Raw genomic sequence first — 16,142 nt, forward strand, 5'->3', positions numbered from 1 at the left:
GGCGCACGGCCTCTTCAACGGCGATTTCGTCAAAGGGGTTCATGCTCATCTTCACGTTGGCGATGTCCACACCCGTGTTGTCCGACTTCACGCGGACCTTCACGTTGTAGTCCACCACGCGCTTGACGGGAACGAGAACTTTCATGGTTGGGTCTTTCTGAAAAAACAGGAAATCGATCAGTGCGACAGCGTGCGGTGCAGGTCGCGCAGCTCGCGCTTGAGCACCTTGCCAATCGCGCTGCGCGGCAGCTCGTCGATGAAATGCAGCGCAGCCAGCCGCTGTGTTTTGCCCGCCCGGGCGTTGTACCAACCCATGATCTGGGCGGCGTCTTCGGTAGCGCCCGGTCGGCGGCACACAAAGGCCACCGGCGTCTCGCCCCACTGTTCGGAGGGCACGCCGGTCACGGCCACGTCCTCCACGGCCGGGTGCTTGCGCAGCTCGGCTTCGAGGTCGCTGGGGTAGATGTTGAAGCCACCGCTGATGACCATGTCCTTGCGGCGGTCCAGCAGGGTCAGAAAGCCCTGCGCGTCAAACCGGCCCACGTCGCCCGTGCGGATGAAGCGCTTGCCGGTGGCGTCAAACCACTCGGCCTCGCGCGTCTTGTCGGGCTGCCGGTGGTAGCCGGTCATCATGCCGGGCGAGTGGCCCACCACCTCGCCGGTGGCGCCGGGCGGCAGCTCATGGCCCTCTTCGTCAATCAGGCGGATGTCGCTGGTGGATGCGGGCTGGCCCACAGTGTGCAGCTTGTCCGGGTGCTCGCGCGCCGCCAGGATGCAGGTGCCGCCGCCTTCGGTCATGCCGTAGAACTCGTACAGCGCGCCCGGCCAGCGCGCCAGGATGTCGGCTTTCAGCTCGGCGCGGAACGGCGCGCTGGTGCAGAACTTGGCGCGAAAGGACGACAGGTCGAATTCACCAAACTGCGGCAGCGCCATGATGCGCTGGTATTGCACCGGCACCAGCATGGAATGCGTGGCGCGGATCTGCTGCGCGGTCTGTAAGTAGCGCAACGCATCAAACTTCGCCATCAACCGCACGCTGCCGCCCCAGCACAGGCCGGGGAAGAACGACACCAGCGTGGTGTTGGAATACAGCGGCGTGGCCAGCAGCGTGACGCTGTCGGGACCGTAGCCCTGCGCCAGGCCGCGCACCAGATGCGCCCAGCGCATGCCATGCGATTGCACGATGCCCTTGGGGTTGCCGGTGGTGCCGGAGGAATAAATGATGTTGAACGGGTGCTCAGGCCCCACGTCCACCGACTGCGGCACCGCGCCTTCAGGGGCAAGCCACTCGCTCCACGGCGTGCCCGCGCCGGTGTCGTCCAGCGCCACGAGCGGCAGCGCACCGGCGCCTTCCATCACCGCAGGCGGCACCGCCGCCCTGCCCTGCGCATCGGCAAACAGCAGGCGCGCCTGGGCATCGCCCAGCATGGACGCCATGGCCTCGGGCGTGACGGACGGCGCCAGCGGTGCCACCACCCCCCCCGCACGCAGGGCGCCCAGGTACACAGCGGCATAACGCACCGATGACGCGGCGCACACGGCCACCACATCGCCCGACTGCAGGCTCGCCTGCTGCAACGATGCGGCCACGCGGTCCACCAGGGCATCGAGCCCAGCCCAGTCCAGCGCAGAGTCGTCATCGGCCAAGGCCTTGGCCTGCGGGCGCTGCCGCGCGTTGTCACGCAGCAGATCGGAGACCCGGCGGAACGGAGGGAAAGGGGCAGAGGCAGTGGTGTTGGTCATGGCCCCTCTTACTCGAAGACGATGCCCTTGTCGCGGATCACCTGGCCCCACTTGGCGTAATCGCCACGCACGCGCTTGGCCATCTGGTCGGGGCCCTGGTAGTTGGCGATGGCACCGGCGTTGAGCAGCTTGTCCTGCACTTCCTTGTCAGCCAGGATGGCCTTGACTTCGGTGCTGATGCGATCGACCACATCCTTGGGCGTACCGGGCGGGGCCATCAGGCCGCCCCATGACACAGCATCAAAGCCCTTGAAGCCCTGCTCGGCAATGGTGGGCACGTTGGGGATCACGCCCACGCGCTGCGGCGAGCCCACGGCAATCGCACGCAGCTTGCCCGTCTGGATATGGGGCAGCGCCGCCACGAGGTCGGCATACATCATGGGCACCTGGCCGCCCAGCGTGTCGGTGATGGCAGGCACGCCGCCCTTGTAAGGCACATGCTCCATCTCGAATTGGCCCAGCTGCTTGAGCAGCTCCATGCTCAGGTGACCAAAGCTGCCCACGCCCGAGGAGGTGTAGTTGAGCTGCCCAGGCCGTGCCTTGGCGTGGGTGATGAGCTTTTGCAGATCGGTCACGGTGGGCATCTGCGCCGGGTTGACCACCACCACGATGGGCAGGTCGTACACAGTGGCCACGGACACAAAATCCTTGGTGGTGTCGTAGCCCGCCTTTTTGTACAGGTGCGGGGCCAACAGCGTAGGCGTGGCCAGCATCATGAGCGTATAGCCGTCACCAGGGGTCTTGGCAATCTGCTGCGCAGCAATCGATCCCGAAGCGCCCGCGCGGTTCTCCACCACCACCGGCTGCTTCAGCCGCTCAGCCAGCTTCTGGCCGACGATGCGCGAGGCCGTGTCGGTGGGGCCGCCCGCCGGGAAGGGCACCACGAGCTTGATCATCTTGTTGGGCCAGGCCTGGGCGTATGCCGGGGCCGTGCCCAGCAGGCCCATGGCCGCTACAGCCGCAGCTGCGGAGAGAACGACGCGACGCGAAAACGCAGCGGGGAAAAGGGATGGTTTGTTCATGGCGAAAACGTCTTGTCTTTCAGTGATCCTTAGCGCTGCGTAGGCCCACGCCGTCCGAAACTGGCGAGGCCGAAGCGAGTGCAGCCGCGCAAGGGCCGCCCCGCCGCGCTGGCTGCGTCCCCCTGCCCGCATGGCGCAGCCATGCGAGAGCGGGGGGAAGCCGCGCAGCGGCTCGGGGGGGTGTTAATCGAGCTTTGCGCCAGAAACCTTCACCACCCGCTCCCACACCGGTGCGTCCTTCTTGAACTGCGCGTTGAACTGTTCGGGGCTGCTGCCCACGGGGATGAAGCCCATCTGCTGGATGCGCTCGCGCACCTCGGGCATCGCGATCACGGCCTGCAGCTCGGCGCCGAGCTTGGCCACGACTTCAGGCGGCGTCTTGGCAGGTGCGCTCATGCCCACCCAGCCCGTCACCAGGAAGACCTCGTCCTTGATACCCTGCTCCGCCATGGTGGCCACTTTGGGCAGCGCGTCCATGCGCTGCGCGCCGGTCACGGCCAGTGGCTTGAGGCGGCCCGATTCGATGTACGGTCGGGCCGACTGCAGGCTGGCAAACGCCATCTGGAACTGCCCGCCCACGAGGTCCTGCAGCATGGGGGCCTCGCCCTTGTAGGCCACATGGTTCATGTCGGCCTTGTGCTTGTCGGACAGCCATGCACCCGCCAGATGGGCGTACGAACCCATGCCCCATGAGCCATAGGCGATCTTGCCCTTGTTGCGGTCGATGTAGGCCATCAGCTCCGAGGCGTTGTTGACCGGCAGCTGCGGGTTGACCAGCAGCACCACCGGCGCCAGCGCGATCTGCGTGATGAGGGCCTGGTCCTTTTGCGGTTGGTAAGGCAGGCGGTCGTACAGGAACTGGTTGATGAGCATGGTGGTGCCCAGGGACACCAGCAGGGTGTAGCCGTCGGCAGGCGACTTGAGCGCCTGGTCGGTGCCGGTCACGCCGCCGGCTCCGCCGCGGTTGTCCACCAGCACAGGCTGGCCCAGCCGGGCCGAGAGCTTCTCGCCCAGCGTGCGGGCGGTGATATCGGTGGCGCCGCCCGCCGGGTACGGCACGATCAGCTTGATGGGCTTGGCAGGCCAGGCCTGCGCATGGGCTGCCGACATGATGCCGGGGACAGCCAAGGGGGCCAGGGCAGCCACGGTGGCCAGGATGGCGCGGCGGGAAAGGGATCGCATGGGGGGAGTCTCCTGTCAATGTTGTTGTGGGTCGGGCAGCGTGAGCACGCCCTTGTCGCGCAGGGCCTGCAGCTCGGCCTCGGGCAGTTGCAGCAGTTGCTGCAGCACCTCGCGCGTGGCGGCGCCCAGCGTGGGCGGTGAGTTGCGGATGGGCAGGCGCTGCCCGTCCAGCCGATAAGGCGGCGCGAAGACATGCGTGGTGCCCGCCACGGGGTGTGGCATTTCCTGCAGCAGGCCGCCGCGGCGCGTGCGTTCGCTGGTCAGCGCTTCGTGCAAGCCAGCCACCCTGCCGCAAGGGATGCCCGCAGCGGTCAGGCGTTCGAGCAGCACATCACGCGGAAAGCTGGCAATCAACGCCTTCATCTCGGGCAGCAGGGTCAGTCGATTGCGGGCACGCTCGACGTTGGTGGCAAAACGGGGGTCTTCCACGATGTCCGGGCGCATCACTACCTGGCGGCAGAACTTGTCGAACTGGCTGTTGTTGCCCACGGCGATGATGAGCGGACCATCCTGTGCCTCGAACATGCCGTAGGGCACGATGGACGGGTGGGCGTTGCCGTAGCGCTGCGGGTCGTGGCCCAGCAGCATGGCGTCCAGGCCGTAGTAGCCGGTGATCATCAGGCCGCAGTCGTACAGCGCCATCTCGATGTGGCGGCCCTTGCCCGTACGTTCCCGGCGGAACAGCGCGGCCAGCACAGCCTGCGCGGCGTACATGCCAGTCATCATGTCCACCGCGGCCACGCCGAACTTCAGGGGCGGCTGGTTGGCCTCACCGTTGATCGCCATCAGACCCGCCTCGCCTTGGATCACCAGGTCGTAGCCGGGGCGCTTGGCCTCGGGGCCGGAGCTGTCGTAGCCCGCCACCGAGCAGTAGATGAGGTCGGGCTTGATGGCCTTGAGCTGTTCGTAGCCCAGGCCCAGTTTCTCGGCGCCGCCGGTCTTGAAGTTCTGCACCACCACATCGCACTGGGGCAGCAGGTCGCGGATGATCTTCACGCCTTCGGGCGTCTGCAAATCCACCGTGATGGACCGCTTGTTGCGGTTCATGCTGTTGTAGTAGGTGGTCTCGGTCTTGCCGATGCGCATGCCCCAGTCGCGGGTGTCGTCACCCCGTCCGGGGTGTTCCACCTTGATGACGTCGGCACCAAAATCGGCCAGCACCTGGCCGCACAGCGGCCCGGCAAACACGCGCGAGAGGTCGAGCACGCGCACGCCTTCGAGCGGGAAGTCCATGCCCTCGGGCAATGCGGGTGTGGGGGTTGTGGAGGTCATTGCGTAGTGTCTTGTGTACCCGCGCCAGCGGCATTGACCTGGCGCAGGCGGGCGAAATCGGCCGGGCGCTTTTCCAGAAACGCACCAATGCCTTCGCGGGATTCTTCGGTGGCTTGCGACTGCACCATGAGCTGTGCTTCCAGCTCCAGCTGGGCGTCCAATGACTGCGCATAAGCACTGCGGCACAGCGCCTTGATACGGCCCATGGCCAGGTCCGGCCCGGTGGCCACCTGCGCGGCCAATGCCAATGCCTGGGTCAGCGCTTCTCCCGGCTCGGCCAGTCGGTTGACCGGGCCCAGTGCATGCAGCCGCTCGCCCGAGATGCGTTCGCCGGTGAGGCACAGCTCGGTCAGCACCTGGCGCGATACGAACTCGGCCAGGAAGGCCGTGGCGCCGCCGTCGGGCGTGAGCCCCACCTTCACATAGGCCACCGAGAACACGGCATTGCGCGCAACCACCAGCATGTCGCAGGCCAGCGCCAGCGACAGGCCCGCACCGGCCGCTGCGCCCTCCACCGCCGCGATCACCGGCTTGCGGCAATCGCGCACGGTGCGGATCAGGTCGTGCAGACCTTCGAGCTTGGCGCGGCGTTCTTCAATGGGTAGCTCGCGGCGCTTGGCCAATTGGCGCAGGTCACCGCCTGCACAGAAGTGCCCGCCTTCGCCGGTAAGCACGATGGCGCCCACGGTGGGGTCGGCCTCGGCCTGCGCCAGTGCCTCGGTCAGTGCCGCGTAGAACGCGGGTGACAACGCATTGCGCGCGGCGGGGTTGTTGTTGGAGAGCACGAGCACCGCGCCCTCGCGGCGTTGCAGCAGAGGCAGTGGCTGCTCCATGGCTTCAGCTCCGGCCCAGCGCGATAAAGCGCGCCAGGTGGTGGTCTTCGTCGCCAAACTGGTGATCCACCATGACGAGGCGCTTGGCGTAATGCGACAGCGGCAGCTCCCACGTCATGCCAATGCCGCCGTGCAGCTGGATGCTTTCCTCAGCTACCAGCGCGCCAATGCGGCCCATGGTGACCTTGGCGGCGGACAGCGCACGCTCGCGCTCGGCGCGGTCGGTGGTGTCCATGGCTGCGGCGGCGTTGATAACGGCAGAACGCGCCTGCTCCACTTCCAGCAGCAGGTCAGCCATGCGGTGCTGCAGGGCCTGAAAGCTGCCGATGGGCACACCAAACTGCTTGCGCGTTTGCAGGTATTCCAGCGTGTGCTTCTTGGCCACATCCATGGCGCCCAGCGCCTCGGCGCACACGGCCAGAATGCCCCAGCCCACGGCCTGTTCCAGCGTGGCAAGGCCCTGCCCCTCCGTGCCCAGCAGCGCATCGGCACCCACCTGCACATTCTGCAAGCTGACTTCGGCCACGCGGCCACCGTCGATGCGGCCCATGCCACGGCGGTTCAGGCCTGAGGCATCCGCGGGCACCAGGAACAGCGAGATACCGTCTTCCTCATCATCCGCGCCCGAGGTGCGAGCACTGACCAGCAGCAGCTGAGCCTGGTCGCCATGCAGCACCACGGCCTTGTGGCCTTTGAGCTGCCAGCCGTCGCCACTGCGCACGGCGCGGGTCGTCACGCGGTTCAGGGCGTAGTGCGCTCCGGGCTCTTCATGCGCCAGTGCGGCCACGGTGCTGCCGTCGATAAGGCTGGCGATGTGTTCCTTCTGCGCAGCGCTGCCCACCAGGCCCAGAGCCCGGCCCACCACCAGCGCGCCCACAAAGGGCTCCACCACCAAACCGCCGCCCAGGGCTTCAAACACCACAGCCACGTCAAAGCCTGCGCCGCCAAAGCCACCGTCGGCTTCGGGGAAGAGCGCGCCAATCGCACCCAACTCGGCAAAACGGGCCCACAGCGCAGGGTCCGTGCCGGTGTCGCCGTAAGCGATGTGGTTGCGGGTTTCAATGCCGTACTGCTCGGCCACAAAACGGTTCAGGGTGTCCGCCAGCATGCGGCGGTCTTCGGTATGTTCAAAGTTCATCGCGGCAACCTCACAGGCCGAGAATCATCTTGGAGATGATGTTCTTCTGAATTTCATTGGAGCCGCCAAAGATCGACAGCTTGCGGTAGTTGAAGTAGCTGGCTGCTGCCGTGGCCGCTTCCTTTGGCCCCACGGGTTCTTCGGCATAGCCTTCGTACTGCGCTTCTTCGATGAAAGGCAACGCGTACGGGCCCACAGCGCGGCGGATGAGCGACAAAATCTCTTGGCGGATCTCGGTGCCACGGATCTTGAGCATGGAGCTTTCTGCCCCCGGCACACCGCCACCGGCCACCGCGGCAATCACGCGCAGGTTGGTGGTCTTCATGTTCTCCAGGTCAATCTCGACCTGGGCCATGCGAGCGGCAAACAGCGGGTCCTGGTCCAGCGGCTGGCCGTTCTTCATCACCTTGGCAGCAATGACCTTGAGCTTGGCCAGTGCGGCAATGCAAAAGCCTACGCCTGCGATGCCGGTACGCTCGTAGGTCAGCAGGTACTTGGCATACGTCCAGCCCTTGTTTTCCTCGCCCACCAGGTTTTCTACCGGCACCTTCACGTCGGTGAAGAACACTTCGTTGACTTCCTTGTCGCCGTCCAGCGTGCGGATGGGGCGCAGCTCTACGCCGGGCGACTTCATGTCCACCAGCAAGAAGCTGATGCCCGACTGCGCCTTGGCTTCGCGGTCGGTGCGCACCAGGCAGAAGATCATGTTGGCGTGCTGGCCCTGGGTGGTCCAGGTCTTCTGGCCATTGACGATGTAGTGGTCGCCCTGGTGGACGGCCGTGGTCTTGACCGAAGCCAGGTCCGAGCCCGCGCCGGGTTCGGAGTAGCCCTGGCACCACCAGTCCTCGCCACTCAGGATGCGGGGCAGCCAGTATTTCTTTTGCGCCTCGTTACCAAACTTGATGAGCACCGGGCCCAGCATGTTCACGCCAAAGGGCACGATGCGCGGGCCACCGGCCAGGGCGCACTCTGTGTCAAAGATGAACTTCTCGACCGCGCCCCAGCCGGGGCCGCCGTAGGCCTCGGGCCAGTGGTTGGCCAGCCAGCCGCGCTCGTTCAGGATGGCGTGCCACTCGTCCTGATCGGCCTTGGTCAGGCGCTGCCCGGCCTTGACCTTGGTGGCGATGCGGGCGGGCAGCTTGTCTTTCAAGAAAGCCTGCACCTCGGCGCGGAAGGCTTCTTCTTGGGGGGTGAAATTCAGGTCCATTGACGGTTTTCCTCAGTCATCCATGGCGCTGTGCGCCTGTATACGGCCTTTGCACTGGCGCGCCCCAGGCGGGGGACGCCGAGCAAGGGCCGCCCCGCAGCGAGGGCGTCGTCCCCCTCCCGCAGGAGAGGGGGAAGCGGCGCCAGCCGCTCAGGGGGTGTTTCAATAAATCTCAAACAGGCCGGCCGCGCCCATGCCACCGGCGATGCACATCGTCACCACGCCGTACTTGGCCTTGCGGCGGCGGCCTTCGAGCAGCAGGTGGCCCACCAGGCGTGCACCGGTCATGCCGAAGGGGTGACCAATGGCAATGGCCCCGCCGTTCACATTCAGTCGCTCGGACGGAATGCCCAGGCGGCGCTGGCAGTACAGGGCCTGCGAGGCAAAGGCCTCGTTCATCTCCCACAGGTCGATGTCCTGCACCGTGAGGCCGTGGCGCGCCAGCAGCTTGGGCACGGCAAACACGGGGCCAATGCCCATCTCGTCGGGCTCGCATCCGGCCACGGCAAAACCACGGAAGGCACCCAGGGGCTGCAGGCCGCGGCGCTCGGCTTCTTTGGCTTCCATGAGCACGCAGGCGCTGGAGCCGTCGGACAGCTGCGAGGCGTTGCCTGCGGTGATGAACTGGCCCGGGCCCTTCACCGGCTCCAGCTTGGCCAGGCCTTCGAGCGTGGTGCTCGCACGGTTGCAGTTGTCGTGCGTGGCCGTCACTTCGCGGTAGGTGACCTCGCCGGTCTCCTTGTTCTTTTCCATCATGCGCGTGGTGCAGGGCACGATCTCGTCAGCGAACACGCCCGCCTGCTGTGCGGCGGCGGTGCGTTGCTGGCTTTGCAGCGAGAACGCGTCCTGGTCTTCACGGCTGATGCCGTAGCGGTGGGCCACGATGTCGGCGGTGTCGATCATGGCCATGAAGAGGTCGGGCTTGTGCTCTTGCAGCCAGGGGTCGATGTCTGCCGGGTTGCCGGGCCGGATGGCCGAGATGCTTTCCACCCCACCCGCCACCATGGCGGGCACGCCTTCGGCCACGATGCGGCCCGCGGCAATCGCCACCGACTGCAGACCCGACGCGCAAAAGCGGCTGGCCACCATGCCCGCCACCGAAAGGGGCAGACCCGCACGCAGCGCCGCCTGGCGGCCAATGTTCTTGCCGGTGATGCCCTCGGGGTAGCCGCAGCCCATCACCAGGTCTTCGATCAGCTCGGGGTCGATGCCCGAGCGCTCCACGGCCGCCTTGACGGAATACGCCGCCAGCTGCGGGCCGGGCGTGGCGTTGAACTCGCCCCGGTGCGACTTGGTCAGCGGGGTGCGGGCGGTGGAAACGATGACGGCTTCACGCATGATTTGCTCCTTATTTGGTAGCTGCTTGCGCTTATTGATCAAGCGGTAGCGGCCAAAATGATTTGAATTCGATGGGACTGAGAAAATTGCCTCGCGAGGCGGGCTCAGCGCTTTTCAGCCTGGTTCAGGCTGTCAAAGTTGCGCCCCTCCCGCACCAACTGCACCAGCAAGGGCGAGGGCTTCCAGAACAGTGGGTCTTCCTTGGCAAAAGCCTCGATGTCGGCCAGCAACTGGGGCAGGCCCGTCATGTCGGCCCACTTCATCGGGCCGCCCCGGTGGCGCGGGAAGCCGTAGCCCGCCACAAAGGTCACGTCCACATCCAGCGGGCGCAGGGCAATGCCCTCGTGCACCACGTTGGCTCCTTCGTTGACCATGGCGGCCATGTAGCGACGCATGATCTCGTCGGCAGTGAAGCTGCGGGGCGTGACGGCCTTCTTGGCGCGCTCGGCATCCACAATGGCCAGCACTTCAGGGTCGGGCTGGCCCACGCGGGCGCCTTCGGGGTAGAGGTAAAAGCCGCGCCCGGTCTTCTGGCCAAACCAGCCGCGCTCGCAGATGCGGTCGGCAATTTCCACGTAGCGGGCCTGGGGGTCGCGCGTGGCAGCACGGCGCTTGCGGGTGGCCCAGCCAATGTCGCCACCGGCCAGGTCCGTCACCTGGAAGGGGCCCATGGCAAAACCGAAGCCGCGCACGGCGGCGTCGATCTCATACGGGCTGGCACCGTCTTCCAGCAGGTAGTCGGCCGCCTGCTTGTACACGGCCAGGATGCGGTTGCCGATGAAACCGTCGCACACACCGGCGCGCACGGGCACCTTTTTGAGCTTCTTGGCCAGCTCAAACGCCGTGGCCACCACATCGGGTGCGACCTTGGCGGGCACCACGATCTCCAGCAGCTTCATGATGTTGGCGGGGCTGAAGAAGTGCAGGCCGATCACGTCCTGCGGGCGGCCGGTGGCAGCGGCAATGGCGTCAATGTCGAGATAGGACGTGTTGGTGGCCAGCACAGCGCCGGGCTTGCACACGCGGTCCAGCTCGCGGAACACGGTCTTCTTGACCTCGATGTCTTCAAACACGGCCTCGATCACCAGATCAACCTGCGCAATGTCGGCGTAGCTGGTGCTGCCGGTGTAGCGCGCCATCACGGCGGCCTTGGCGGCGTCGGTCATGCGGCCCTTGGCGACCAAGGCGTTGTAGACCTTTTCCACATTGGCGCGGCCCCGGGCGATGGACTCGGCATCGCGCTCGATCATGGTCACGGGCAGGCCCGCATCCAGCGCGGCCACGGCAATGCCCGCGCCCATGGTGCCACCCCCGATGATGGCAATGCGGGCCACGGGGCGCGGCTGCGCGGCCTGGGCCTCGGGCACCTTGACCACTTCACGCTCGGCAAAAAAGGCGTGGATGAGCCCGGCGCGTTGCGGGCTGTCGATGCATTCCATGAACAGCGCACGTTCGCGGGCCATGCCTTCGTCAAAAGGCAGCTGCAGTGCTGCCTGCACGCATTCGATGATCTTGAGGGGCGAGAACAGGCCGCGCGACTTCTTGGCCGTCTCGGTCTTTTGCTCTTCCAGCCAGGCCAGCGCCACCTGCGGCTCGGCAATGGCGAGGTCCCGCGTGCGGCGCACGGGAGCGTTGGCCGCCAGCAGTTCGCGCACATAGGCCAGGCCTGCGGCCAGCGGGTCGGCGCCTTCCACCAGCTTGTCGACCAGACCTGTCTGCAGCGCGGCCTGCGCCTTGAGGGGCTGACCACTGAGCATGAGGGTGGCGGCGGCCTGCACGCCCATCAGCCGTGGGGCGCGCTGGGTGCCGCCCGAGCCGGGCAGCAGGCCCAGGTTCACCTCAGGCAGGCCGAGCGTGGCAGCGGGCAAGGCCAGCCGATAGTGGGCTGACAGCGCCACTTCCAGCCCACCGCCCAGGGCTGCGCCGTGCAGTACGGCGACCACGGGCTTGTTCAGGTTTTCGATGGCGCGGCAGACCTCGGGCAGGATGGGGGAGACAGGGGGCTTGCCGAATTCGCGGATGTCCGCCCCGGCAATGAAGGCCTTGCCCGCGCCCACCAGCAGCACGGCGGCCACTTTGGTGTCGGCCTGCGCCTGCTGCATGGCGGCCAAAAGGCCCTGGCGCACGGCGGCGCCCAGGGCATTGACGGGCGGGTTGTCGATGGTGACGACCAGAACATCGCCATGCAGCGCGGTCGTAACAACGGAAGATGCGGTAGCGGCGGCGTGCATACGGGGAAGTCTCCTGGTCAATGGCTGTGCCTGTTGATGACCGGGGGATTGTTGATGCGCGAAGTAATCTTGACAATTACAGAGCCCATTGACAGACTGTCAAAGTTCTTTTGACAAACTGCAGCCAACGCGCGGTCAAGCGCCACCCCACCTATGGAACTCACCTCCCTCACCGTGCTGGTCGACATCCTTGATGCCGGCAACCTGAGCCAGGCCGCGCGCAACCTGAAGATGACCCGGGCCAACGTAAGCTACCACCTGCACCAGCTGGAAAAATCGGTGGGTGTGCAACTGGTGCGCCGGACCACGCGGCGTGTGGAGCCCACCGAGGTGGGGCTGCGCCTGTACGCCCATGGCCGCGCCATTCAGAACGAAATGCTGGCTGCGCGCGAGACGATTGCCACGCTGGGCCAAGGCCTGCAGGGCCGCGTGGGCCTGAGCGTGCCCAGTGGCTACGGGCAGATGGTGATGTCGGACTGGCTGATCGACTTCAAGCGGCTGTACCCCGGCATCGTGCTCGATGTGCGCTTTGAAAACCGGGTGGACGACCTGATCCGTGATGAGGTGGACATCGCCATCCGCGTGATGCCCGAGCCCCCGCCCACACTGGTGGCGCGCGACCTGGGCAGCGTGCGCTACATCGCCTGCGCGTCGCGCGGGTACGCCGAGGCGCATGGGCTGCCCCAGGACTTCGAGGCGCTGCAGGCCGCGCCGGTGATCACCGCAGGGGTGGTGGGCAAGCAGCTGCGCCTGCGCGGGTACCGGGGTGACCAGCGCCAGGAAGCCATGCTGGAGCCCACCCTCATTTCGGAGCACTTTCCGTTTCTGCGCCAGGGCATCCTGGCGGGGCTGGGCGTGGGGCTGGTACCGGACTACGTGGTGCAGGACGCCGTGTCCAGCGGGGACGTGCTGACCACGCTCGACGACTGGCGGCTGAGCATTTTTGGCACCCAGATGTTCATGCTCTACATGCCCAACCGCCACCAGACCCGGGCGGTGCGCACGTGCATTGACTACCTGCTGGGGCGGGCCCTGCCGGCAGCCGGCCAAGGAGTGACTGCGGATCCAGGATGAGCATCTTCTGCACGTTTACAAGCAAAAATAGCCGCAAGCGCAGGTATTCATTGCGTCAGCAGCTATTCTATTGATAGCAATCGCTACTGCGACAGTAGCACTGCGGGATGAGTCCCTCCGCCGCGCGTCAGCACACCCGCGTGGCGGCTGGCATCAGATGCGCCCTTCCTCCACCGCATGGCACGCAATGCGGATGCCGCCAATGCTCAGGAGCTGGGGGCGCTCGGTGCGGCAGCGGTCGTTGACGTGAGGGCAGCGTGGGTTGAACGCACAGCCGGGCGGCGGGTTCAGCGGGTTGGGTACCTCGCCCTGCACCGGAGTGCGCGCCTTGCCGGTGTCGTGCATCTTTGGGATGGCATCGAGCAGCATGCGCGTGTAGGGGTGGCGCGGCGTGTCAAACAGCGTGTGTTTATCGGCCAGCTCCACTAGGCGGCCCAGGTACATCACGCCCACCTGGTCGCTCACATGGCGCACCACAGCCAGGTTGTGGCTGATGAACAGATACGTGAGCTGCCGCTCGCGCTGCAGGTCCTTCATGATGTTGAGGACCTGGGCTTGCACCGACACATCGAGTGCGCTGGTGGGCTCGTCGCAGACCAGGAACTCGGGTTCGGTGGCCAGGGCGCGTGCAATCGAGATGCGCTGGCGCTGGCCGCCCGAGAACTGGTGCGGGTACTTGACCATGTCCAGCGGCGACAGCCCCACGGACTTGAGCAACTCGCCCACGCGGGTTTTGAGCTGCTCCTTATCGGTGATGAGCCCATGCTCCTTCAGCGGCTCGCCGATGATGTCCTCCACCAGCCAGCGAGGATTCAGGCTGGCATAGGGGTCCTGGAAGATCATCTGGATGCGGCGGCGCATGGCCTTGGCGTTGTTGCCCTTGAAGGCCGCATGGGCGTCTTGCCCATCAAACGTGAGGCCGCCGCGCGTGGGGTCGTACAGGCCCACCAGCAGGCGGGCCACGGTGCTTTTGCCGCAGCCGGATTCGCCCACCAGCGCCAGCGTCTTGCCCTTCTCGATCTCGAAGCTCACGCCGTCCACTGCATGCAGCAGGGTGCGGGGCTTGCGCTCGATCACGCGGTTGAGCCACGGGGCAGAGACGTCGAAGGTCTTGGCCAGGTCGTGTGCCTGCACCAGCGCCTTGCTGTTCGTTGCGGCGGCGCTCATGCGGTCACCTTGGTCGTTGCACCGGCATGCAGCCAGCAGGCAGCGCGGGTGGCGCCGGCATCCATCAGGTCGGGGCGGTCGGTCATGCAGCGGTCAAAGGTCTTGGGGCAACGGGGGTTGTAGGCACAGCCCTTGGGGATGGCGTTGAGGCGCGGCATGGCGCCGTCGATCTGGTTGAGGCGCTCGCGGTCCTGTTCCATGTCGGGGATGGAGGCCATCAACCCGGCGGTGTAGGGGTGGGATGGCTGGTTGATCACGTCATGCACCGGGCCGATCTCGGCCACGCGGCCTGCGTACAGCACGGCCACGCGGTCGCAGGTTTCGGCGATCACGCCCATGTCGTGGGTGATGAGCATGACGGCCGCGCCACGCGATTTGCAGATGTTTTTCAGCAGCGTGATGATCTGTGCCTGGATGGACACATCGAGCGCCGTGGTGGGCTCGTCGGCCACGATGAGCTTGGGCTCGGCGGCCAGGGCCAGGGCAATCACCACGCGTTGGCGCATGCCGCCCGAGAACTGGTGGGGGTAGTGGTCGATGCGCTCTTCGGCCGCCGGAATGCCGGTGTCCTTGAGCAACTGGATGGCGCGCTGGCGGGCCTCGGCGGCGTTGACCGGCAGGTGGGCGAGGATGGTCTCGGTGAGCTGACGGCCCACGGTGTACAGAGGGTTCAGCGAGGTCAGCGGGTCTTGAAAGATGGCACCGATGCGGCGGCCCCGAATGTGGCGCATCTCCTCGTTGTTGAGGTTGTCGATGCGCTGACCTTCCAGCAGGATCTGGCCCGAGGCCACGCGCCCGGGCGGCTCCAGCAGGCCGATGATGGCCGCGCCGGTGAGCGACTTGCCGGCGCCGGACTCTCCCACCACGCCCAGGATCTCACCGGGTGCGATGGAAAAGGAAATGTCGTCCAGAGCGCGCAGGGTACCGCGGCGGCCCGGGAATTCGACAACGAGGTTTTTGACTTCGAGAAGGCTCATGGAAATATCGCTTTTCTTCTTGTTCTTGTTCAACGCAGGCGGGGGTTGAGCGCGTCGCGCAGCCAGTCACCCAGCAGGTTCACGGACAAAGCAATCAGCACCAGCATGGCGCCCGGGAAGACGGTGATCCACCATTCGCCCGAGAACAGGTAGTCGTTGCCGATACGGATCAGCGTGCCCAGCGAGGGCGAAGTGGGCGGCGCGCCCACGCCCAGGAAAGACAGCGTGGCTTCGGTGATGATGGCCGTGGCCACCTGGATGGTGGCCAGCACCAGCACGGGCCCCATCACGTTGGGCAGCACGTGCTTGCGCATGATGCGCAGCGGCGAGACGCCCGTCACGCGGGCGGCTTGCACGTATTCCTTGTTACGCTCCACCAGCGTGGAGCCGCGCACCGTGCGGGCATATTGCACCCAGCCGGTGAGGGAGATGGAAAGGATCAGCACGCCAAACGCCAGCGACTCGTGGGCATTGGGGAACAGCGCACGGCCCACGCCGGCAATCAGCAGCGCGACCAGGATGGCGGGAAAGGACAACATCACGTCGCACAGGCGCATGAGCACGGCATCCACCCAGCCGCCCCGAAAGCCTGCCAGCAGGCCAAAGGCCACGCCCACCACCACGGACAGCACCACCGAGGCGATGCCCACCACGAGCGAGATGCGCGCGCCGTAGATCAGCGCCGACAGGATGTCGCGGCCCTGGTCATCGGTGCCCAGGGGATATTTCATCGAGCCCATTTCGCTCCATGCCGGAGGCAGGCGCGCATCGCTCAGCTCCAGCGTGGTCAGGTCGAACGGGTTGTGGGGCGCCACCCATCCGGCAAACACCGAACAGAACAGGCAAATCAGCGCAATGGCAGCGGCCAGCATGGCGACCGGCGATGTGCGGAAGCTGTAGCCAACGTCGCTGTCGAACCAGCGGGCAAGGGTAGTTTTCATTGTGGGAAACCAGTCAA

General features: G+C 66.2%; 13 protein-coding genes and 1 pseudogene. 1 reads left to right on the top strand and 13 read right to left on the bottom strand.

The window, feature by feature from the left end:
- From DNK89_RS18800 to DNK89_RS18845, 10 genes and pseudogenes are all read right to left on the bottom strand, one after another.
- Window positions 1-145: pseudogene (locus tag DNK89_RS18800) on the bottom strand (electron transfer flavoprotein subunit beta/FixA family protein); the annotation flags it as partial.
- 32 nt (window positions 146-177) lie between these two features.
- Window positions 178-1,743 carry a class I adenylate-forming enzyme family protein gene (locus DNK89_RS18805; RefSeq protein WP_110961352.1) on the bottom strand — a complete coding sequence of 522 codons (1,566 nt, stop codon included), beginning with the start codon at window positions 1,741-1,743 and terminating at the stop codon, window positions 178-180.
- A gap of 8 nt (window positions 1,744-1,751) precedes the next feature.
- Window positions 1,752-2,765 (bottom strand): tripartite tricarboxylate transporter substrate binding protein, encoded by a 1,014-nt coding sequence (locus tag DNK89_RS18810; protein WP_110961353.1) that lies wholly within the window; start codon window positions 2,763-2,765, stop codon window positions 1,752-1,754.
- A gap of 183 nt (window positions 2,766-2,948) precedes the next feature.
- Complete coding sequence (locus DNK89_RS18815; RefSeq protein ID WP_110961354.1) at window positions 2,949-3,947, bottom strand: tripartite tricarboxylate transporter substrate binding protein; 999 nt, start codon at window positions 3,945-3,947, stop codon at window positions 2,949-2,951.
- Window positions 3,948-3,962: 15 nt separating this feature from the next.
- Entirely contained in the window at window positions 3,963-5,219 is a 1,257-nt protein-coding gene (locus tag DNK89_RS18820; RefSeq protein ID WP_110961355.1) for a CaiB/BaiF CoA-transferase family protein, read from the bottom strand.
- Entirely contained in the window at window positions 5,216-6,052 is an 837-nt protein-coding gene (locus DNK89_RS18825) for an oxepin-CoA hydrolase, alternative type (RefSeq protein WP_110961356.1), read from the bottom strand. Before DNK89_RS18825 ends, DNK89_RS18820 begins: the two co-directional genes overlap by 4 nt.
- A gap of 4 nt (window positions 6,053-6,056) precedes the next feature.
- Window positions 6,057-7,190, bottom strand: a complete 1,134-nt coding sequence (locus tag DNK89_RS18830) for an acyl-CoA dehydrogenase family protein (protein ID WP_110961357.1) — start codon at window positions 7,188-7,190, stop codon at window positions 6,057-6,059.
- Between the two features lie 10 nt (window positions 7,191-7,200).
- Window positions 7,201-8,397, bottom strand: coding sequence for an acyl-CoA dehydrogenase family protein (locus DNK89_RS18835; RefSeq protein ID WP_110961358.1), 1,197 nt, complete (start codon window positions 8,395-8,397; stop codon window positions 7,201-7,203).
- Between the two features lie 162 nt (window positions 8,398-8,559).
- On the bottom strand, window positions 8,560-9,735 hold the full coding sequence (locus DNK89_RS18840) for an acetyl-CoA C-acyltransferase (protein ID WP_110961359.1): 1,176 nt from the start codon (window positions 9,733-9,735) through the stop codon (window positions 8,560-8,562).
- A 104-nt stretch (window positions 9,736-9,839) separates the two neighbouring features.
- Window positions 9,840-11,966 carry a 3-hydroxyacyl-CoA dehydrogenase NAD-binding domain-containing protein gene (locus DNK89_RS18845; RefSeq protein ID WP_110961360.1) on the bottom strand — a complete coding sequence of 709 codons (2,127 nt, stop codon included), beginning with the start codon at window positions 11,964-11,966 and terminating at the stop codon, window positions 9,840-9,842.
- Between the two features lie 153 nt (window positions 11,967-12,119).
- Between DNK89_RS18845 and DNK89_RS18850 the strand changes: the two genes are divergently transcribed.
- Window positions 12,120-13,040, top strand: a complete 921-nt coding sequence (locus tag DNK89_RS18850) for a LysR family transcriptional regulator (RefSeq protein ID WP_110961361.1) — start codon at window positions 12,120-12,122, stop codon at window positions 13,038-13,040.
- A 153-nt stretch (window positions 13,041-13,193) separates the two neighbouring features.
- Here DNK89_RS18850 and DNK89_RS18855 read toward each other — a convergent pair whose 3' ends face one another.
- The 3 genes from DNK89_RS18855 to DNK89_RS18865 are packed head-to-tail and all read right to left on the bottom strand — an operon-like array spanning window position 13,194 to window position 16,125.
- On the bottom strand, window positions 13,194-14,207 hold the full coding sequence (locus tag DNK89_RS18855) for an ABC transporter ATP-binding protein (RefSeq protein WP_110961362.1): 1,014 nt from the start codon (window positions 14,205-14,207) through the stop codon (window positions 13,194-13,196).
- Window positions 14,204-15,184 (bottom strand): ABC transporter ATP-binding protein, encoded by a 981-nt coding sequence (locus tag DNK89_RS18860; RefSeq protein WP_110961700.1) that lies wholly within the window; start codon window positions 15,182-15,184, stop codon window positions 14,204-14,206. The genes DNK89_RS18855 and DNK89_RS18860 overlap by 4 nt, the downstream gene beginning before the upstream one ends.
- A gap of 29 nt (window positions 15,185-15,213) precedes the next feature.
- Window positions 15,214-16,125: an ABC transporter permease gene (locus DNK89_RS18865; RefSeq protein WP_015012586.1), complete on the bottom strand. Its 912-nt coding sequence runs from the start codon at window positions 16,123-16,125 to the stop codon at window positions 15,214-15,216.
- Window positions 16,126-16,142: the final 17 nt, after the last annotated feature.

This window comes from Acidovorax sp. ST3 (genome assembly GCF_003231145.1).
GTDB lineage: Bacteria > Pseudomonadota > Gammaproteobacteria > Burkholderiales > Burkholderiaceae_C > Acidovorax.